Origin of the sequence: Halomonas sp. McH1-25 (assembly GCF_022348165.1) — a bacterium.
In the GTDB taxonomy this organism is placed as follows: Bacteria; Pseudomonadota; Gammaproteobacteria; order Pseudomonadales; family Halomonadaceae; genus Modicisalibacter.
The window spans coordinates 1-20,441 of record NZ_JAKRFI010000003.1; the positions used below are offsets into that span (position 1 = coordinate 1).

The following is a 20,441-nucleotide window of genomic DNA, read 5'->3' on the forward strand; positions in this document are numbered from 1 at the left end:
CCGAGGCGCTCAAGGAGAGCAACCCGCTGGGCCTCAAGCGGCTTTACGACGGCAAGCGCGAGGGCTGAGTCGCGTCACTGGCATTGCAATGATCGAGCCGGCATGGGGCGACCCATGCCGGTTTTTTCGTAAGGAGACAGCATGGAAAGACACAATCGCTTTCTCGATGAATTGTCCGTCCTGCTCGGCCCCGAAGGGGTGCTGCACGACCCGGCCGATCATGAGCGCTACGTTCAGGACTGGGCCGGCGACCGGCTGGGCATGCCGCTGGCCGTGGCCCGTCCCGAGTCCACCGAACAGGTCGCAGAAACCGTCAAGCTGTGCCGTGCGCACGGCGTGCGCATGGTGCCCCAGGGCGGCCACACCGGACTGGTGCGCGGCGCCATGCCCGACCCCGAACATGCCGAGCTGGTCATTAGCCTGGAGCGAATGAACCGAATCCGCCGCATCGACCCGCTCAACTTCAGCATCGCCGTCGATAGCGGCTGCATTCTCGAAAACGTCAAGCGTGCCGCCGAGGCCGAGGACTGTTACTTCCCGCTCTCGTTAGGCGCGCAGGGCAGTTGCCAGATCGGCGGCAATATCGCCACCAACGCAGGCGGTCTCAACGTGCTGCGCTACGGTATGATGCGCCAGCTGGTGATGGGCCTGGAAGTGGTACTGCCCGACGGACGAATCTGGAATGGCATGCGTGCCCTGCACAAGGACAATCGCGGCTATAGCCTGGCGCAGTTGTTCATTGGCAGCGAGGGCACGCTGGGCATCGTTACCGGCGCCGTACTCAAGCTGTCGCCGCGCCCCGAAAAGACGCAAACCGCCCTGCTCGCCGTTCCCTCGATCAAGGCCGCAATGCAACTCTACTCGCTGGCCCGGCGCCAATGCAGCGACCTGCTCTCGGCCTTCGAGCTGATTCCCCGCGAATGCATCGAGCTGGCCCTGGAAGCTGCGCCCCAGCTCAGAGATCCGCTGGATGCCGCCTACCCTCACTACGTGCTGCTCGACCTGGCCGCCACCGGGCCAGTGGACCTCGGCGAGATGATCGAGGCGTTGCTCACTCGCGGCATGGAGAACGAACTCGTCCTCGATGGTGCACTGGCATCCAGCGAGAGTCAGTCCCAGCGACTCTGGCAATTCCGCGAAAGCATGCTGGAAGGCCAGCAGCGGCGCGGCGAACACCTGCGCACCGATATCTCGGTACCGATCTCGGCGCTGGCCGACTTTGCCGAGGCGGCCACTCAGGCAGTCAGCATGCATGCGCCCGAAGCGACGATCATTGCCTACGGCCATGTCGGCGACGGCAACCTGCACTTCAACGTCCTGCCCCCGGCGACACTGGCCGACGAGGAAAAAACGGCATTGCTGCATGACATCGAGACGCTGTTGTTCGCGGTGGTCGACCGCTTCGACGGCAGCATCAGTGCCGAGCACGGCATCGGCCGCGTCAAGCAGGCAGCCTACCTGGAACGCATCAGCGACATGGAACGGGAACTGCTGTCAGGGCTCAAGCGGCTCTTCGATCCCGACCAGTTGATGGGCATGGGCCGCATTCTCCCCGACCCGCCCTCTTCCTAGCCCATGGTTCTTAGCCAATAGTGGTAATGGCGGCGTCCGGCCTCGCAACTACACTGGAAGCTAGCATCCTGTCATACAATCGACCATCAATAACAACGGTGAGCTTGTCTCACCCGACCCATTCAGAAGGAATTCGGTGTCATGAAACTGCTGCGCGTCGGCCCACCGGGCCAGGAAAAACCCGCTCTGCTGGACCAGGAAGGCAAGCTTCGCGACCTATCGGGCCATATCGACGACCTGACAGGTGCCAACCTGAACGCGAGCCAGTTGCAGTCCCTGACAGCTATAGCGACCGACGAGCTACCCGTCATCGATGCCGCCTCCCGCATCGGCCCTTGTGTCGGGCATGTCGGCAAGTTCATCTGCATCGGCCTCAATTACTCCGATCATGCGGCGGAAACCGGCGCCGAGGTGCCTAGCGAGCCGGTGATCTTCAACAAGTGGACCAGCGCCATCTGTGGTCCAAACGATGACGTGAAGATCCCCCGTGGCTCACAAAAGACCGATTGGGAAGTCGAGCTCGGCGTAGTCATCGGCAAGGCTGGTCGTTACATCGACGAAGCCGATGCGATGGCCCACGTTGCCGGTTTTTGCGTGGTCAACGATGTCTCGGAGCGTGAGTATCAGCTCGAGCGTTGCGGCAGTTGGGACAAGGGCAAGGGCTGTGACACCTTCGGCCCGCTGGGTCCGTGGCTGGTGACGCCCGACGAGATTGCCGATCCGCATGATCTGGGCATGTGGCTCGAGGTGGACGGCAAGCGCTATCAGAACGGCACCACGCGCACCATGGTCTATCAGGTGCCTTTTCTGATCAGCTACCTGAGCCGTTTCATGAGCCTGCAGCCCGGCGACGTGATCTCCACCGGTACGCCTCCGGGGGTGGGCATGGGCCAGCAGCCGCCCGTCTATCTCAAGCCGGGACAGCAAATGCGCCTGGGCATCGACGGCCTCGGCGAGCAGTGCCAGCGTGTCGTTGCCGACGACTGAACCACGGTGCCGGCCGGCCCGCCATATCGGGCCGGCCGGCAGGGAGCCTGCATGAGCCAGACCATCGCCAGCGACACTTTTCAGCGCCCCAGCCTGCGCGTGCACACCGCCGACAACGTTCACGTCGCCCTCAAGGACCTTCCCGCCGGGACCCAGATCGAGGATAACGGTTGCACCGTGCACCTGGCCGAGGCCATTCGCCACAAGCACAAGTTCGCCCTGCAGCCCTTGGCAAAGGGCGACCCGGTGATAATGTACGGTGTCACCGTCGGCCGGGTCACCCGCCCCATCGCCGAGGGTGGAGCCATCACTACCGGCAATGTCGAGCATTCCACCGACAGCGATCAGCTCCAGACCCGTCGCGAACATTGGGACGCGCCGGACGTCAGTCGCTTCCAGGGCCTCACCTTCGAGGGCTTTCATCGTCCTGACGGCCGGGTCGGCACGGCCAACGTCTGGGTCGTGGTGCCATTGGTCTTCTGCGAGAACCGCAATATCGAGGTGCTGCGCCAGTGTGTCGCCGACGCGCTCGGCGAGGATCCCTATCGCAATTACAAGCGCATGGCACGCGAGATGCTGCATGGTCGGGCAGGCGGATCACCCGCCGAGCAGGCTCCCGACGAGCGCCTGTTTCCCAACGTCGACGGCGTGCGCTTTTTGACCCACACGCTGGGCTGTGGCGGCACCGACGACGATGCCCTGGCATTGTGCCGGCTGCTGGCCGGCTACATTTGCCACCCTAACGTGGCGGGAGCGACCGTGCTCAGCCTGGGCTGCCAGAAAGCGCAGATCGACATGCTCAAGCAGGCCATGGCCGAGCGCGATCCCGAAGGCCTGCGCCCGGTACATTACTTCGAGCAGCAGACCGCAAGCAGCGAGGACTCTCTGATCCGTGAGGCGCTGACCACCATTTTCGATGGCCTGAAGGAAGCCAACCGGATCACGCGTCAGCCGGCGCCGCTGTCGGAACTCTCCATCGGGGTGGAGTGCGGGGGCTCCGACGGCTTCTCGGGGCTGTCCGCCAACCCGACGGTCGGCGCTGCCATCGACCGCCTGGTGGCCCTGGGTGGCAGTGGCATCCTCAGCGAATTCCCCGAGCTGTGCGGCGTCGAGCACGAGTTGATGGCACGCTGTGTCGACGACCAGGTCGCTGAACGTTTCCGCTCGCTGATGGATGCCTACCAGACGCATGCCGCCGCCGTCGGCGCCCATTTCTCCATGAATCCTTCGCCGGGCAACATTCGCGACGGCTTGATCACCGACGCGATGAAATCCGCCGGTGCCGCCAAGAAAGGCGGCGACAGCCCGGTCGTCGATGTACTCGACTACACCGAACCCGTCGTGCGCAAGGGTCTGAACCTGTTATGCACGCCGGGCAACGACGTGGAGTCCACCACCGCTCTGGTCGGCTCCGGCGCCAATCTTGTGATCTTCACTACCGGCCTCGGCACGCCCACCGGCAACCCCGTCGCGCCGGTGCTCAAGGTGTCCAGCAACAGCGAAATGGCCCGGCGCCTGACGGACATCATCGATTTCGATGCCGGCCCGATCATCCGCGGCGAGGCGCAGATTGCCGAGCTGGCCGATGAGCTGCTGCAGCTGTGCATCGACACCGCCTCGGGGCGCTACCGGCCCAAGGCGGTACAACTGGCCCAGTACGACTTCATTCCCTGGAAACGCGGCGTGTCGCTGTAGCTCGTATCGGACAGATGCAAAGAGAGGGAAATTACCTTTAGCTCGGCGAGTCGTCGGACAATCTCTCCTTGAGCTGGCGATACGTCCCGTAGTGGCGATCGAGATGGCGCCGCATCGCCGCCTCTGCGGCATCCGGGTCGCCAGAGGCAATGGCTTCGACGATCTCGGTATGGGCCTGCAAGGCGGCATGATCTTCGCCGTCACGCTGCAACACCTGGGCGCGCCGGTCGTCTAGCCACTCCGACAACGCCTCGTGCACGGCGTTGAAGATCGGGTTACGGGCAATGGAAGCCAGCACGCCATGAAAGTCGTTGTCGCTGCGCTTGAAGCGTGCTTCGTCGCCCAGCGCCGCGCGGTTCTCGTCGACTGCCTGGCGCAGGCTATCCACATCTTCGGGAGAAGCATGCACTGCAGCGTAGCGGGCCAGTGAAATCTCGAACATGGCGCGAGCTTCCTGAAAGTACTGCTGCCCTTCCGACTTGGAAAGCAATTGTCGGGTGACACCCGACAGGCGAGCCATTACCGCCTCGGCCGTGGGTCGAATGACGCGTGCCCGCGTACCGCTATTGATGGCGATGAGTCCCAGACGCTGCAGGTAGAACAGTGCCTCACGAACCGCCGGGCGCCCCACACCGAACTGCTCCATCAGCTCACGTTCGGCGGGCAACTGGTCGTCTTCCTTGAGACGTCCGTCGAGAATATCTCTCTCGAGTTGCTCGGCCACTTGCTCGGAAAGCGTCTTGCGCTCCACCTTGTATCTCGTCATTCGCTGCGACTCCTCGCCAAGCCCAAATGCCGACTATGGTACTGCATGCGGCCTATACCAGCATCGGCGGTGCCAATTCGAGCGTTTCCGCCAATTGGTGGTACGCGGTCAGGTTGGCCGAATCCAGGGGAATGCCTTCGGCATCGCGCTGGGCCTGGCAACGCCATTCACGGTCGCCTGGCGCCATGACCTGCTTGCCTTCCAATGCGGGCTGGGCGCGCAGATCCTCCAGATAGGCCAGCATGGCACGCTCGTACGTTGTCCGGTCGCTGAATGCGCCCGGGTGCATGACCAGGAAGAAATGCCCCACTCCACGCGGCGTCGACATGTCCTCGCCGCTCATCGGCAGCATACGAAACCCGTGGACCATTCCCGTCAAGGTAGCGCTGAGCACTTCCACCATCCCGGCCAGACCGGCACCCTTGAAGCCGAAGTCGGCACCGCCCAGCGGCAGCAGGCACGCCGCTCTGTGGGGATCGGTAGTCAGCTCACCCTGGTCATCGACCACCACGTTGGGAGGCAGTGTCCGATCGATGGCCCGGTACTGCTTGACCCGGTTCCAGGGAATCGAACTGGTCGCCATATCGAGCAGGTAAGGCTGGCTATCCGGCACCGGCGCCGCGAAGGCAATGGGATTGGTGCCATAGAACGGCGTCTGCCCCTGATGCAGGCTGACCAGCGCATCGGCGTTGCACACTGACAGGCCGATATAACCTCGTCGTGCCGCAGCCAGCGCATAACAGCCGGCAGCCCCGAAGTGCGAGGAGTTACCGACGGCCACCGCGCCGATGCCGGCCGTCTCGGCCAGTTCGATGGCGTGATCGATGGCCTTGTAGCCTGCCAGGTGGCCGAAGCCATCATCGGCATCCAGATAACCCGTGGCCGCCAGGCGCTGGGTGAAGGTGGGGTTCGGCCGTCCTTTGATTCTGCCCCCCTGCACCGCCTGCACGTAATGCGGCAGCAGTCGCAGCCCATGGCTGTCGGTTCCCATTCGCGAGGCCGTCACCAAGGCCTGAGTGACGGCCTTGGCCGAGGCTTCGTCGGTATCGCAGCGCAGCAACACGCGCTGCATGAAATCTTCGAGCTCGCTAACGGCAATACGTGCCGCAATGTCGTTCGGCATGAAAGTCCCTGTCTCCTCAACGATAGATCAGTTCGGGCAGCCACATGGACAGTGACGGAATGAAGGTCACCATCAACAAGGCGATGAAAAGTGGAATGAGAAACGGCAGTGTCCCGCGCATGCAGCGCTCGAACGGAATGTTCGAGACCCGAGACAGCACGTAGATCACCATGCCCACCGGCGGCGTCAACAGGCCGATCATCAGGTTGAGGACCATGATCACGCCGAAGTGGACCGGATCGACCCCGGCATTCACCGCCACCGGCAGCAGCACCGGTACCAGAATGGTGATCGCAGCGATGGTCTCCATGAAGCAGCCCACCACGATCAGCACCAGGTTGATCAGCAGCAGCACCATCAAGGGGTTGTCGGCGAATGGCCCGAACAGCGCCATGACGTGCTGCGTGACCTGGTTGCTGGTCAGGATCCAGGCGAAGATCGAGGCCCCGGCGACGATCAGCAGGATGATCGCGGTGGTCTCGATGGTCTCCATGCTGACCTGCAGCAGGCGACGCCAGGTCAGGGTGCGATAGACCACGGTGCCCAGGAACAGCGCATAGACCACGGCGGCGATGGCCGCTTCCGTCGGGGTGAACATGCCGGTGATGATGCCGCCCACGATGATGATGGGCGTCATCAGCGACAGGAACGCCCGCGCGAAAGTGATGCGCAGTACCTTCATAGAGAACTCGGCATCGCGCTTATAGCCACGACGGCGTGCCAGAATGGCGATCATGATCATCAGGATGACGCCCATCAACAGTCCTGGTACCAGCCCGGCAACGAACAGCTGGCCGACCGAAGCCCCGGCCATGACGCCATAGATGACCATGGGCAGACTCGGTGGAATGATCGGACCGATGGTCGACGAGGCAGCGGTAATGCCCACGGCGAACTCCTGATCGTACCCGGCATCGCGCATGGCCTTGATCTCGATGGTGCCCAACCCGCCGGCATCGGCCACCGCTGCGCCGGACATGCCGGAGAAGACGATGCTCGCGCCGACGTTGACGTGGCCGAGGCCACCGCGCATCCAACCCATCAGCGCCAGCGCGAAGTCGAAGATACGCGTGGTGATGCCGCCGTTGTTCATCAGGTTGCCGGCCAGGATGAAGAATGGAATGGCCAGCAACGGAAAGCTGTCGACGCCGTTGATCATGCGGTGCGCGACCACGATATCCGGTACCTGGCCGCTCAGATAGACATAGATCAGACAGGACCCCGCCAGGCAGATGGCGATGGGCACGCCCATCACCAGCATGGTGAACAGCGAGGCGAACAGAAACGACATGTAGTGTTCCTGAATGGCCAGGAACACGCAGAACAGAACGGCCAGGGCAGCGACGACCGGCGGAACGATCATGCGTCCGAGACTGAGGGTCATGGTGTTGGGCATGGCACACTCTCGCTAGTATTGTTATCGATCGTCATCGGTGGCCAACAGCTCGCTGGTGCCCTCTCGCCAATGCCGAATCGCCACCTGGATGGCGCGCAACAGCATCAGCAGGAACCCCGCCATGACCGCGTAATAGAGATAGCTCTTGGGAACGTCCACCGACACCATCATCGAATGGGTACGCCCGGCGAGGCCGTAGGTGATCCAGGATGCGGCAGCGAAGAACGCTATTCGGGCGATATCGACCAGTGTCGACAGCAGGCGCCCCATGATCGGCGGCATGTAGCGATAGAAGAACTCGACCATGATGTGCGAGTTCTTGCGTACCGCCATCGAACCGCCAATGAAACACACCAGGATCAGCAGGTAACGCGCCATTTCTTCCGTCCAGGCAATCGAGTCGCCCAGCACGTAACGGCTGAAGAACTGCAGGAACACATCGATGGCCAGCAGCCAGAAGATGACCAGCGCGAGGTAGTCCTCGACACCATAATCGCGTGGATCGAACTCCTTGCTGCCGATGTCGGCCAGCGCCTCGAGCGCCTCACTGTCATGAGCCAGGCGTTCTTTCGTCATGATCGTCTCTCCTCGCTACCCACCCGGAACGACGGATGGGCAGCGGAGTGGTTGGCGTGGAATCGATGGACTGACGATTACTGGCCGATCGCCTGCAAGCGGTCGTAGGTTTCCTGGTCCCAGGTCGCGGCTTCGCCGTTGTGATAGGGAACGACTGCCTCGCGGAACGGTTCGGTGTCGACCTCGTTGACGGTCACGCCCTGATCCCTGAACCAGGCCACCAGGTCCTTCTCGGACTGGACGATATCCTCGGTGATCTTCTGACCGGCCTCGGTGTAGACGTTGCGGAAGACTTGCTTGTCCTCGTCGGACAGGCGATTCCACAGCGGGCCGCCGGCGATGGTGATCAGCGAGTCGGTAATGTGCCCGGTCAGGGTGATGTAGTCCTGCACCTCGTAGAATTTCTTGGCCTGGATGGTCGGCAGCGGGTTCTCCTGGGCATCCACGACGCCCTGCTGCAGCGCCAGATAGACCTCCGAGAAGGCGATGGGCGTCGGATTGGCGCCGACCGCTTCGGGGAACATCATGTACATGGGGGCGTTGGGCACGCGGATCTTCAGCCCCTGCATGTCCTCGGGCGTCGTGATCTCCTGATTGGATGTCGTGTGCCGCTTGCCGTAATAGTTCATGGCCAGCGGAACGTTACCGGTAGCATCCTCATAACCTTGGGCGATTTCCTTGAACAGATCGCTCTCGGTATAGGCTTTCCAGTGTTCGAAGTCGCGGAACATGTAAGGCGCCCCGGCAATGCCGACCGGACCGTAGGAACGGCCGGCAAACTGGTTACCGGTGTAGATCAGATCGACGGTTCCCAATGACAGACCTTCGTTGATGTCCGCCTCCTTGCCCAGCGACGAGGCAGGATGCACCTCGACGGAATAACGGCCGTCGGTGCGTTTCTCGATTTCGTCGGCGGCCCACAGCGCCCACTTGTGGTAGGGCTCGGATGTCTCGTAGACATGCGCGAAGCGAAGCGTTTCGGCACTGGCCAGACCGGCGACGCTGACGCCGGCCAATAACAGGGTGGTCGATATCCAGCGATTGATCTTGGTGGAGCTGGCGCGCTTGTGACCCATTTGTTGTTCTCCTTCCGGATTCGGGGACAGGTATCACTCCTGTCTTGGTGGGTGTCGGATGGCCAAATGTATACGTGTCATACCATCATAAGGAAACCTAGCCACTGCCGGGCCGGCATGCAATGCCGCGCGTATTATCCTCTGGTCGTAGATGCCTGCCCAAGACGCATGAGAAGCGCATCGTCGCCGAAACCGCCTGCCTTGGTCATGACCGGGCGCTGGCGATCCCCGTCCAGCCAGCCCCAGGCTACGCCGGGCGACCACTCGCCTTCCAGTTCGACCTGCCGCACGCCCAAGGACTCCATGACGGCCATGGCCGTGTCGCCACCAGTCAGGAGCAGCAATGGCGCCCGCCCCGGCAGCTTCAGCAATTCTTCCACGCAGCGCGCCATACCCTGGGCGACCTGCTCAGCCGTGAAGCGCGAAGAGGGTCGTCGCTCGGGAATGATCAGCCGATGGCGTGACACCGCGGATAGGGCCGAATCGTTTTCCATTGCATGGACGATCGGCAAGTCGGGATAGGCCTCGCATAGACAGGCTATCTGACGACGTGCCTGATCGCAGCGCGACCCGACAACGATCAACAACTTGTCCAGCGGTGGCGCAGCAGACACAGCCGCTGATACGGCCGGGAAACACTCGCCAGCCAGTGCCTCGGTCAGCCCCGCCGCACCGACGACCAGCCAGCGCCGTGGGTGTTCGAGTAGCCTCCGGGCCAGTATCCGGAGGTCGGACTCGCTCACGGCATCCACGATGGCATCGGCCGCATCCGGCGTTTCCCCCGCGGGGATGACTGGAATATCCAGCCCTTTGCACGCGAATAGCATCGGCAATGACTCGACGGGCGGTGCCGAGCGGGCATCCAGTCCGTAATCCGATGCCGCCAATGGCTCGCCATGCACGTAAACCTGGCCGTCGCGCAGCGTACGCCCCTGAACCGGTACGGCCGGACATACCACTAATCCACGTTCGCTACAGCGCCGCGCAGCCAGGCACTCCGCGACGACGTTGCCGCGCAGGGTCGAATCGACCTTCTTGAAAAGGACACGGGGCGTGAGCGGAAGTAGCTGGCCGAAAGCTGTGGCCACCCGCCTCGCGGCCTGATCGGCAGGCAGATGGCGCGACTCGGTGTTGATCGCCAGCACGTCGGGCAGGCTGCCCTGATCGATGACCTCAGCGAGATGCTCCAGCGCGATGACGACGCTGGTCCGCGCGCCGCGACGGGCGAACGGCGCCGCGGCATCCATCGCTCCGGTCAGGTCATCGGCGACGATCGCCACGACCAGTTCACTCAAGGCGCAGCCCTCTCGCCAATTGCCGGGCATAGGCGATGGCCGCGTTCATGTTGACGGCATCCGCCTTGCCCTGCCAGGCAATGTCGAAGGCCGTACCGTGATCGACCGAAGTACGCATGATCGGCAGGCCCAGGCTGACGTTGACGGTGGTCTCGAAGGCGATCAGCTTGACCGGGATGTGGCCCTGGTCGTGGTACTGCGCCACCACCAGGTCGAACTCGCCACGGCTGGCGCGGTAGAACACCGTGTCGGCGGAGATCGGCCCCTGCACCTCGTAGCCTGCCTCGCGCAGCGTCTTCACTGCCGGGCGAATGATGCGTTCGTCCTCGTCACCGAAGATGCCACCCTCGCCGCAATGCGGATTGAGCCCCGCCACGGCGATGCGCGGCGCGTCCATGCCCAGTCGGCGAAGATGCTCGTGCCCCGCCTCGACGGTCGCCTGGATACGCTCGACCGTGACCCGCTGGATCGCTTCCTTCAACGAGACGTGAGTGGATACGTGGATCGTCGACAGCGACTCCGAGGCCAACAGCATGAACGACGCCGGTGCTCCGGTCAGCGATGCGAGCATGCCGGTGTGTCCGTCGTAATAGCGCTCGGCGGCATGCAGGGCCGCCTTGTTGAGCGGCGCAGTGACGATCACGCCGGCCTGCCCGGCCTGGACCAGCTCCACGGCACGCTCGACACAGCGAAACGCCATTTCCCCGGCGGCGGCGCTGATCTCGCCGTCGGGTATCGGGGTGCCGGGCGCATTGTCGACCTGGGAAACGACAATGGCGTCGGGCGATGCCGTTTCCGGCGCACCGAGTGGGCGGAAGGCCAGCTTGGCATCGATCATGGCCGCCGCCCTGGCAAAGGTATCGATATCCCCTACCAGCAGCGTGCCGGCGCGCTCCTCGCCAGACATGCCGACCAAGGCGCGGCAGATGATCTCCGGCCCAATCCCGGCCGGATCGCCCATGGTGATGGCAATCGCGAAGGGAGGTTGTGTGGTCATGGCATCAACTGCCCGCCGTTGACTTCGATGACCTGGCCGGTCACGTAGGCACTGAGCTCATCGCTGATCAGGAACAGGTAGGCGCCCACACAGTCTTCGGCGGTGCCCAGGCGCCCCTGGGGAATCGTGCCGCGCGCGGCCTCGAGTTGGGCATCGCTGGAATGGCGCTGGTGAAAGTCCGTGGCGATGGTGCCCGGCGCCACGGCATTGACGCGAATATTGTCCGCCGCGAGCTCCTTGGCCATGGAGCGGGTCAGCGTGCTGACGAAGCCCTTGGCCGAGGCGTACAGCCCGGCCCCGGCTCCGCCGCCGTTGCGGGCGGCAATCGAACTGGTATGAATGATGTTGCCTGCGCCCTGCTCACGAAAGTGCGGCAGCGCGGCCCGGCTGGCCATGACGACCGAGCGCACGTTGAGATTCATGACCTTGTCGTACTGATCGTCATCCATGGCGTCGAGGTTAACGCGCCCGAGCATGTCGCCGGCGTTGTTGATGAGCACATCCAGCCCACCCATGGCGGCAGCGGCCTCGCCGACGACTTCGGCCGCCTTGGCCGACTGACTGACATCGCCCTGAACCAGGAAGGCCTGACCGCCGGCATCGCGTATCGCCTCGGCCACCTCGCGTGCCGGCGACTCGCTGGAATAATAATGCACGCCGACATGCGCCCCGCATGCACCCAGCCTACGGGCCACTGCAGCACCGATACCCCGGCTCGCCCCGGTAATCAGGATCCGCTTGCCCCGGAACTCCTCGAACATGTTGTTCTCCTTTTTTTCCTGAGTGGCTGACAGGTAACCTTGGCATACCTATCATACATCACGACAATAGTAGGCCTTTGTCAGTGCGTCATTGCGACGATCGTTCCAGACGCTCAATATTGCCCTGCCTGCTTCAATCAGACCGGAGAACGTCATGTCACTGCAGTCCGCTTCCCGCTACCTGCCCGAAGATCTCGACCGCGCCTTGCTGGTCGGCCGGGTATGGCGCGCCGCTCCCCACGAGGGTCCGGCCATCGTCGCCATTCGCCAGGGCGAGGTCGTCGACTTGTCCCGTCATGTGGAAACCATCGCCGATCTGCTCGAGCATCCGGAGGCTGCCGGCCTGGTCGCCTCCGCCGAGGGCGAGTCGCTGGGCCGGGTAGAAACCTTGATCGAGAACTCCCTGGCCGAGCCGCCCAAGATGCCTTATCTGCTCGCGCCCTGCGACGTGCAGGCGATCAAGGCATGCGGTGTGACGTTTGCCGTATCGATGCTCGAACGTGTCATCGAAGAGCAGGCCGGCGGCGATGCCGCCCGAGCGGGTGAGCTGCGTCAGGAGCTGCAGGGGCTGATCGGCACCGATCTGTCATTGATCAAGCCCGGCTCCGACGAGGCCATGACGCTGAAGGCCGAGCTGCAGACACGTGGCGGCTGGTCGCAGTATATGGAGGTGGGTATCGGAATCGATGCCGAGGTATTCACTAAGTCGCAGCCCTTGTCGGCGGTTGGCTTTGGTCAGCGCGTCGGGCTGCATCCGGCCTCGAAGTGGAACAACCCCGAGCCGGAAATCGTCCTCGCCGTCGATGGCAGCGGTCAGGTGCGTGGCGCCACCCTGGGCAACGATGTCAATCTACGCGACATTGAGGGCCGCAGTGCCCTGCTGCTGGGCAAGGCAAAGGACAACAATGCCTCGTGTTCGGTGGGCCCGTTCATCCGCCTGTTCGATGAACACTTCACCATCGACACGGTGCGTCAAGCACACGTCACGCTACGCATCGATGGCGAAGACGACGGCTTTCTACTCGAGGATGGCAGCGACATGCGCCAGATCAGCCGCGATCCACTGGATCTGGTGGCCCAGACCCACGGTGCCCATCACCAGTATCCGGATGGCTTCATGCTGTTCCTGGGGACCATGTTCTCGCCGATTCTCGATCGCGACGGCGAAGGCCAGGGATTCACACATCACATCGGCGATACCGTGACCATTGCCACTCCGGCGCTTGGCGCCCTGGTCAATCGAGTCGACCGCAGCGACAAGCTCCCACCGTGGACCTTCGGCATCCGCCAGCTCTATCGCCACCTGGCGCAGCGCAAGGCCGCCGAATAAGCCCATTGGCGGGCCGTTTTGTACACGGCCCGCCTCGGCATGTCAGTGGTCGTCCTTAGCAACGCTATCGGCGGCATAGGCGCCGCGTTCGCCCATGGGCCGCTCGTCACCCGTGGTGGTGTCATGTTGCGTCTGGCGTTCCATTTCGCTATTCAACTCCGCCCCCATGAGCACGATGAAAGCTGACAGCCAGAACCACATGAGCAGGATCACCACCGCGCCCAGCGATCCGTAGGTTTCGTTGTAGCTGGCGAAGTTGCGCACATAGATGGAAAACGCGATCGACCCCACGACCCATAGCAGGACGGCAAGCGCGGAACCTACACTGACCCATTGCCAGCGCGGCTGTTCGCGATCCGGCCCATAACGATAGAGGATGGCAATCGCCAGCATGACCACGATCATCAACAGCGGCCAGCGCGCCAGGTTGATGAGCGTGCCGATGAGACTGGGCAGTCCCAGTATGTTGACGATGGCGGGAATCGCGGTAATCACGCCCAGCGTCACGATGGTCATGAGAATGGCGCCTATCGTCAGCACCAGCTTGATCGCCGTTCGCTTGAGCATCCCCCGGCTTTCTTCCTCGTCGTAAATGATGTTCAACCCTTCCATGAAGCCGTCGACCCCACGTGACGAACTGTAGATCGCGAGCAGCAGGCCGCCGATCGCGGCCAGACTCATGCCCGCCCCAGCCCCTTGGCTGGCCTGCTGCGCCTGTTGACGAATGATGTTGGCCGCCTCTTCAGGCAGCAGGTGGCTGATACTGGAAATTTGCTGGGTGATCTGCTGGGGATCGAACAAAAGGGCCCAGAGAGAGATAGTCGCCACAATAGCCGGTACGATGGCCAGCAACCCATAGAAGGCGATACCTGCCGCGACCATCGACACATGGTCACGGGACATCTCCTCCTTGCTGCGCTTGAGAACGGCCTTCCAGCCAGGCTTGGGGATCTGGGTAGGCTTATGGGCATGACGGCCGTGAGAAGCCGCCGACTTTCGATTTGCCATAGCGATCTGCTTCCATGCTAAAAGAAATTTCCCTGCTTCAAGGGTAGGTCGCCTGACCGGCCATACTGTTCTTAAATGTAAACCGGCTTTCACGCGACAGACCCAGGCTATAACAGTTAGTCTCCTAGGCAAGCCAGCCGCCTCTCTGCGTAACTGGCAGATGACATCCACGGAACGGATACAGGGAGTCAATGATGAAACACGCTACACCCACTCTACAGCAGGGAATCTCTGCGGCTGCCCGTTGGGGATATCTGGCCAAGGGCGTCGTATATGTGCTGATCGGAGGCTTGGCGCTAATGGCCGCCGCCGGATTGGGGGGGCAGCGTGCAGGGTCGAAGGAAGCCATACTGCAGCTGGCTGCGCAGCCCTTCGGCAGCATCATGCTTGCCCTGCTGGGGGTAGGGCTTTTCGCCTATATGCTTTGGCGTTTGGTGCAAGCTTGGTTCGATACCGAGGATGTCGGCAGCGGCATCAAGGGCATCGCCACACGCCTGGCTTTCGTGATCAGTGGCCTTATCTATGCCGGTCTGGGGATCTACTGCTTCGATCTGTTGCGCCATGCTGCCTCGTCAGGCAGCTCCACCCAAAGTCGCACCGCTGAGTTGATGAGTCAGCCCGGTGGCATCTATCTGGTATTCGCGGTGGGCGTAGTCTTTTTCGGGGTCGGCGTGCGCCAGATCGTTCGCGCAGTCAAATGCTCATTCCTGAAGAATTGGCACATGCGGAAAATGAACGAGAGTCAGCGCAAGCTTGCCAAGTGGGCCACACGCATGGGCCTTACCGCTCGGGGCATCGTGTTTCTGATCATCGGTCTGTTCCTGTGCATTGCCGCCTGGCAGTCCGACCCCAGCGAGGCACAGGGCTTGGGCGGTGCACTCACCAAGTTGGCAAGCCAGCCGTTCGGGCCATGGCTACTGGGTATCGTGGCGCTGGGCCTGATGGCTTATGGGATTTACTGCTTCATCAACGCCCGCTTTCGTGACGTCAGCGCCTGACAAGCAAAAACGGCGCCCGGGTATCCCTTTCCGTGCGCCGATAGTTCCGAGAGCGATCAGCTCAGCGCAAACGCACCGCCCACCGCGGCAATGGCCGCCCCAAGCGCACGCACCCAGCGTGTTTCGCAGCGCTGCAACAGTGCCCCGACACCCTTGCCGGCAAAGGCGATGGCCAGCGTGGCCAGCGAGAAGCCGATCAAATACGTAACCAGCGATGCCTCTGCCGGCAGCTCGCTACCGTGGGCATGGCCATGAAAGAGCATGAATGCGGCAACCAGGCCGCCGCCCAAGACGCTTGGCAGTCGTGCCAGTGTCGCGACCAGTACACCGGCCAGCAGCACCGAGAGTGCAATGCCGGTTTCCACGCCTGGCAGGGCCAGACCACCCCAGGCCAACGCCGCCCCACCCCACATGCCGGCCAACATCAACAACGGCATGAAGCGGCGCAGACTGCCTTGCTGACGCACGCTCCACAGGCCGATGGCCAGCATGGCCAGCAAATGGTCAATACCCAGCATCGGATGCAGCAGCCCGGCCACGAAACCGCCGTGCCCGGCACCGTCATGGCCTGGGTGAGCGAAGGTGCTCATGGCGGCCAGTGCAGCGACCGGCGCAACAGCCAGCGCCCAGATGCGTGAATAGCGGCGCGAGTAGAAACGTGAAGATAAACGATGAAACATAACATCCTCCAAGATAACGGTATAAAAAAGTAATCAGCTGGCGGCAAGCGCGTCCGGACGGCGCTCCGGCAACATGCCGCGGTCGAGAATGAAACGGATGATGGTCTCGAGCCCCACCCCGTCGTGCAGGTTGGTGAACACGAACGGCCGCTCGCCGCGCATCTTGCGCGCGTCGCGGTCCATGACGTCCAGCGAGGCATGAACGTACTCGGCGATATCGATCTTATTGATGATCAGCAGGTCGGACTTGGTGATGCCCGGCCCGCCCTTGCGCGGAATCTTGTCGCCGGCGGACACGTCGATGACGTACAGGGTCAGGTCGGAGAGTTCAGGACTGAAGGTCGCCGATAAATTGTCACCACCGGATTCCACCAGCACCAGTTCCAGGTTGGGATGGCGGCTGTGCAGATCGTCGATGGCGGCGAGGTTCATCGAGGCATCCTCACGAATCGCGGTATGCGGACAGCCGCCGGTCTCGACGCCCAGGATGCGATCCGCCGGCAACGCATCGTGCTTGAGCAGGAAGTCGGCATCCTCGCGGGTATAGATGTCATTGGTGACCACGGCGATGTCGTAATGGTCGCGCAAGGCCAGGCAAAGCTGCTTGAGCAACGCGGTCTTGCCGGATCCGACCGGGCCGCCGACACCAACACGCAAGCAATGATTCATGGCGTTTACTCCTTTTAAATAACCGTTCAACTACGAAACAGGCGGGAATACTGGGTTTCATGATGAGCACTGGCCAAGGCCAGGCCCGGCAATGCCGGGCCGAGCTCGTCGTCGCCCAGCGCCAGGGCCGTGTCGACCGCTGTCACCAATTGCGGCCGCAAGCGCTCGATCAATCGCTGTGCCGCTGTCTGTCCTAGAGGTAAAGCCTTGCAGGCCACAGCCAGCTGATTTTCCAGCCAAGCCCAGGCAAAGCCGAGCAGGCTGTCACGGACCGGGATACCGTGCTGCCAGCTGGCGAGTGCGAACATCGCAGCGTAAGTCGGCCGGGACGGTAGCACCGACGAGGTAGGCAGCCGATCCAGCGAGCGCAGCAGGCGTACCATGGCCTCGCCGAGCCGGAAATCCTCGGCAGCCAGCTCGGCGGTTTCGCGATTGGCCTGCAGCCAGTCGTTCCATTCCAGGAAAGCCGCACCGTTATCGGCCTGCCAGGCGTCGTACATGCGCGCCAGTACCGGCAGGTCACAGCGGGTCAGGCCATCCTCGAGCACGCCTTCCAGCCACTCGCCAAGGGTGGCTTCGTCGCTCACCCAGCCCAGCTCGAAGGCGCTTTCCAGCCCCTGGGACCAGGCGAACGCGCCGATCGGCAGCGCCGGGCTGACCAGTTGCAGCAGGCCCAGCAGGGCCAGGTCGTCGCTACCGGCCTGGCTGGACTCAGTGGGCATGGCCATGCTCGTGGTCATGGCGGTGGCCGTGTGAATGGTCGAGGCCATGCGAGTGCCCGTGGGCATGTCCATGAGAATGGCCTTCGCCCTGCGCGTAAGCGCCCGGCTCGGGGTCGAACGGTGCCTGGTGATGCTCGAGTGTCGCCCCCAGTCGTTCGGCCAGTTCCTCGAGTACATGGTCCGGCGGGAATCGCACCCAGCCCTGGCCCGATGAAGAGCGCTCGTCGCCGCCGATGGCCAGCGAGACATGCCGGTTGCCGAGGTGATAGCACAGCCGCGCCAGTGCCAGCGCACCTTCGATCCGCGCCGTCACCACCGGCTCGTCGGCCGCCTTGACGCGAACCACCTCGCCGCTCTCGGCACGCAGCCCTTCGCCATCGCGCAGTACTGGACCGCGATCGAGGAACAGTCCCAGTTCACGACCGGCATCGCTCAGCGCCTTGAGGCGGCCACGCATACGCAGCTCGAATGGCAGCGTTAGGCTATCGCTGGCCTGTTCCGCCGTGACCGGCCCCAGGCGTTCAATCAGCTTCAACATGTTTCACCTTTAAGAAACTTTGTCCTACGCATTTGACGAACCTAGACATGAAGCAATCGGCGAGCGCGATGTAGCGCACGAAGCACGGAGCGCAAAAACCGGAGCATAGTGAGCTATGTGAGGATTTTGAGCACCGCGCGACAAAGCGATACGCGCGCGCAGCCATTGCTTTCAGAACAGATGGTAACGTTGGGCAAGTGGCAACTCCGTCGCCGGCTCGCAGGTCAGCAGTTCGCCGTCACAGCGCACTTCGTAGGTCTGCGGGTCGACCTCCAACTGCGGACAGGCGTCGTTCAGTTTCATGTCGCGCTTGCGCACGCCGCGTACGTTCCTGCAGGCCACTAGCGGGCTGGCCAACCCAAGCCGTTCGCCAATGCCGGCATCGATGGCTGCCTGGCTGACGAAGCTCAGCCGTGTAGCACTGGCCGCCTTGCCGAAGGCGCCGAACATCGGTCGGTAGTGCACCGGCTGCGGCGTGGGAATCGAGGCGTTGGGATCGCCCATCGGCGCGGCGGCGATCATGCCGCCCTTGAGTATCAGCGCTGGCTTGACGCCGAAGAAGGCCGGGCTCCACAACGTCAGGTCGGCGAGCTTGCCGACCTCCACCGAACCGACCTCGTGAGCGATGCCGTGGGTGATCGCCGGATTGATGGTGTACTTGGCGATGTAGCGCCGGGCGCGGAGATTGTCGGCGCCGCGCTCGGTGTCTTCCGGCAACAGGCCACGCTGCACCTTCATCTTGTGGGCAGTCTGCCAGGTCCGGCAGATCACCTCGCCGACGCGCCCCATCGCCTGGGAGTCGGAGGCAATCATCGAGATCACCCCAAGGTCGTGAAGAATGTCTTCGGCGGCGATGGTCTCGCGGCGGATGCGCGAGTCGGCGAAGGCCACGTCCTCGGGGATATTGGGGTCGAGGTGGTGACAGACCATCAGCATATCGAGGTGCTCGTCGATAGTGTTCACCGTGTAGGGCCGCGTAGGGTTGGTCGAGGACGGCAGCACGTAGTCCTTGGAACAGGCGGTGATGATGTCCGGCGCATGGCCGCCGCCCGCTCCTTCGGTGTGGTAGGTGTGGATACCGCGTTCCTTGAACGCCGCCAGGGTGTCCTCGACGAACCCCGACTCGTTGAGCGTGTCGGTATGGATGGCGATCTGTACGTCGTACTTTTCGGCCACGCTCAGGCAGTTGTCGATGGAGGCCGGCGTGGTGCCCCAATCCTCGTGCAGTTTGAGCCCCATGGCGCCGGCCTCGATCTGGGCCGCCAGCGCCTCGGGCAGGCTGGCGTTGCCCTTGCCGAGCAGGCCGATGTTCATGGGTAGCTCGTCCACCGCCTGGAGCATCTTGCCGATGTGCCACGCGCCCGGGGTGCAAGTGGTGGCGTTGGAACCGGTGGCCGGGCCGGTGCCACCGCCAAGCATGGTGGTCACACCGCTCATCAGCGCCTCTTCCACCTGCTGCGGGCAGATGAAATGAATATGCGCATCGATACCGCCGGCGGTGAGGATCTTGCCTTCGCCGGCAATGACTTCAGTGCCGGGGCCGATGACGATGTCGACGTCCGGCTGGGTGTCGGGGTTACCGGCCTTGCCGATGGCGGCGATGCGCCCACGCTGAATGCCCACATCGGCCTTGACGATGCCCCACCAGTCGAGGATCAGCGCATTGGTGATCACGGTATCCATCACCGTATCGTCGTGGCGTTGACTCTGGCCCATGCCGTCGCGGATGACCTTGCCGCCGCCGAACTTCACCTCATCACCGTAATGGGTGTGATCCTTCTCGACCTCGATCCACAGTTCGGTGTCGCCCAGCCGCACGCGGTCACCTACCGTGGGACCGTACATGTCGGCATAGGCTTGGCGAGTGATCTTCATGATTTGTCTCCCTGATCCAGATGGCCCATGACCTCGCCGCGGAACCCATAGATGTGCCGCTTGCCGACGAAGGGAATCAGGGTCACCTCGCGGCTCTGGCCGGGCTCGAAGCGAATCGCCGTGCCTGCCGCCACATCGAGGCGATAGCCGCGCGCCTTGTCGCGGTCGAAGACCAGCGCCGGGTTGGCCTCGGCAAAGTGGTAGTGCGAGCCGATCTGGATCGGCCGGTCGCCGGTATTGGCAACCTCGACGGTGATGCGCTCGCGCCCCGCGCAGAGCTCGATCTCGCCGTCCTTCAATTGGTATTCACCGGGAATCATTTGCTACATCCCTCTTCGTTACCGGCTGCCATAAAACAGCTAAAACTGAGCGAACGA

General features: G+C 62.9%; 20 protein-coding genes. 5 read left to right on the forward strand and 15 right to left on the reverse strand.

The window, feature by feature from the left end:
• The first annotated feature begins 141 nt into the window (after positions 1-141).
• The 3 genes from MHM84_RS09480 (at position 142) to MHM84_RS09490 (ending at position 4,254) form a co-directional block, all read left to right on the forward strand.
• Complete coding sequence (locus MHM84_RS09480) at positions 142-1,572, forward strand: FAD-binding oxidoreductase (protein WP_239265341.1); 1,431 nt, start codon at positions 142-144, stop codon at positions 1,570-1,572.
• Between the two features lie 141 nt (positions 1,573-1,713).
• Positions 1,714-2,559, forward strand: coding sequence for a fumarylacetoacetate hydrolase family protein (locus tag MHM84_RS09485; RefSeq protein ID WP_239265344.1), 846 nt, complete (start codon positions 1,714-1,716; stop codon positions 2,557-2,559).
• A gap of 51 nt (positions 2,560-2,610) precedes the next feature.
• Complete coding sequence (locus MHM84_RS09490; protein WP_239265347.1) at positions 2,611-4,254, forward strand: altronate dehydratase family protein; 1,644 nt, start codon at positions 2,611-2,613, stop codon at positions 4,252-4,254.
• A 37-nt stretch (positions 4,255-4,291) separates the two neighbouring features.
• On the opposite strand, the gene nanR is transcribed toward MHM84_RS09490, so the two are convergent.
• The 8 genes from nanR to MHM84_RS09530 form a co-directional block, all read right to left on the reverse strand.
• Complete coding sequence (gene nanR / locus MHM84_RS09495) at positions 4,292-5,020, reverse strand: transcriptional regulator NanR (RefSeq protein ID WP_239265349.1); 729 nt, start codon at positions 5,018-5,020, stop codon at positions 4,292-4,294.
• Positions 5,021-5,072: 52 nt separating this feature from the next.
• On the reverse strand, positions 5,073-6,143 hold the full coding sequence (locus tag MHM84_RS09500; RefSeq protein WP_239265352.1) for an Ldh family oxidoreductase: 1,071 nt from the start codon (positions 6,141-6,143) through the stop codon (positions 5,073-5,075).
• Positions 6,144-6,159: 16 nt separating this feature from the next.
• Positions 6,160-7,539, reverse strand: coding sequence for a TRAP transporter large permease (locus MHM84_RS09505; RefSeq protein ID WP_239265355.1), 1,380 nt, complete (start codon positions 7,537-7,539; stop codon positions 6,160-6,162).
• A 21-nt stretch (positions 7,540-7,560) separates the two neighbouring features.
• Positions 7,561-8,115, reverse strand: a complete 555-nt coding sequence (locus tag MHM84_RS09510; protein ID WP_239265358.1) for a TRAP transporter small permease — start codon at positions 8,113-8,115, stop codon at positions 7,561-7,563.
• 77 nt (positions 8,116-8,192) lie between these two features.
• Positions 8,193-9,191, reverse strand: a complete 999-nt coding sequence (locus MHM84_RS09515; protein WP_239265361.1) for a sialic acid TRAP transporter substrate-binding protein SiaP — start codon at positions 9,189-9,191, stop codon at positions 8,193-8,195.
• 134 nt (positions 9,192-9,325) lie between these two features.
• Positions 9,326-10,486: a four-carbon acid sugar kinase family protein gene (locus MHM84_RS09520; RefSeq protein WP_239265364.1), complete on the reverse strand. Its 1,161-nt coding sequence runs from the start codon at positions 10,484-10,486 to the stop codon at positions 9,326-9,328.
• Positions 10,479-11,483: a 4-hydroxythreonine-4-phosphate dehydrogenase PdxA gene (gene pdxA / locus MHM84_RS09525; protein ID WP_239265367.1), complete on the reverse strand. Its 1,005-nt coding sequence runs from the start codon at positions 11,481-11,483 to the stop codon at positions 10,479-10,481. Before pdxA ends, MHM84_RS09520 begins: the two co-directional genes overlap by 8 nt.
• Positions 11,480-12,244 carry an SDR family oxidoreductase gene (locus MHM84_RS09530; RefSeq protein WP_239265370.1) on the reverse strand — a complete coding sequence of 255 codons (765 nt, stop codon included), beginning with the start codon at positions 12,242-12,244 and terminating at the stop codon, positions 11,480-11,482. Before MHM84_RS09530 ends, pdxA begins: the two co-directional genes overlap by 4 nt.
• 154 nt (positions 12,245-12,398) lie before the next feature.
• On the opposite strand from MHM84_RS09530, the gene MHM84_RS09535 reads away from it, so the two are divergent.
• Positions 12,399-13,574 (forward strand): fumarylacetoacetate hydrolase family protein, encoded by a 1,176-nt coding sequence (locus MHM84_RS09535; protein ID WP_239265372.1) that lies wholly within the window; start codon positions 12,399-12,401, stop codon positions 13,572-13,574.
• Between the two features lie 42 nt (positions 13,575-13,616).
• Here MHM84_RS09535 and MHM84_RS09540 read toward each other — a convergent pair whose 3' ends face one another.
• Positions 13,617-14,582: a YihY/virulence factor BrkB family protein gene (locus tag MHM84_RS09540; RefSeq protein ID WP_239265374.1), complete on the reverse strand. Its 966-nt coding sequence runs from the start codon at positions 14,580-14,582 to the stop codon at positions 13,617-13,619.
• Between the two features lie 194 nt (positions 14,583-14,776).
• Between MHM84_RS09540 and MHM84_RS09545 the strand changes: the two genes are divergently transcribed.
• On the forward strand, positions 14,777-15,580 hold the full coding sequence (locus MHM84_RS09545) for a DUF1206 domain-containing protein (RefSeq protein WP_239265376.1): 804 nt from the start codon (positions 14,777-14,779) through the stop codon (positions 15,578-15,580).
• A 56-nt stretch (positions 15,581-15,636) separates the two neighbouring features.
• On the opposite strand, the gene MHM84_RS09550 is transcribed toward MHM84_RS09545, so the two are convergent.
• The 6 genes from MHM84_RS09550 to MHM84_RS09575 all read right to left on the reverse strand — a co-directional run bounded on the left by MHM84_RS09550 (position 15,637) and on the right by MHM84_RS09575 (position 20,384).
• Positions 15,637-16,260: a HupE/UreJ family protein gene (locus MHM84_RS09550; protein ID WP_239265378.1), complete on the reverse strand. Its 624-nt coding sequence runs from the start codon at positions 16,258-16,260 to the stop codon at positions 15,637-15,639.
• A gap of 33 nt (positions 16,261-16,293) precedes the next feature.
• Positions 16,294-16,929 carry an urease accessory protein UreG gene (ureG, locus tag MHM84_RS09555; protein WP_239265380.1) on the reverse strand — a complete coding sequence of 212 codons (636 nt, stop codon included), beginning with the start codon at positions 16,927-16,929 and terminating at the stop codon, positions 16,294-16,296.
• A gap of 26 nt (positions 16,930-16,955) precedes the next feature.
• Positions 16,956-17,651 (reverse strand): urease accessory protein UreF, encoded by a 696-nt coding sequence (locus MHM84_RS09560; protein WP_239265383.1) that lies wholly within the window; start codon positions 17,649-17,651, stop codon positions 16,956-16,958.
• On the reverse strand, positions 17,641-18,189 hold the full coding sequence (ureE, locus tag MHM84_RS09565; protein WP_239265386.1) for an urease accessory protein UreE: 549 nt from the start codon (positions 18,187-18,189) through the stop codon (positions 17,641-17,643). The genes MHM84_RS09560 and ureE overlap by 11 nt, the downstream gene beginning before the upstream one ends.
• Positions 18,190-18,360: 171 nt before the next feature.
• On the reverse strand, positions 18,361-20,064 hold the full coding sequence (gene ureC, locus MHM84_RS09570; RefSeq protein WP_275445735.1) for an urease subunit alpha: 1,704 nt from the start codon (positions 20,062-20,064) through the stop codon (positions 18,361-18,363).
• A complete protein-coding gene (locus MHM84_RS09575; protein WP_239265388.1) occupies positions 20,061-20,384 on the reverse strand; it encodes an urease subunit beta in 324 nt (107 codons plus the stop codon). The genes ureC and MHM84_RS09575 overlap by 4 nt, the downstream gene beginning before the upstream one ends.
• Between the last annotated feature and the right edge of the window lie 57 nt (positions 20,385-20,441).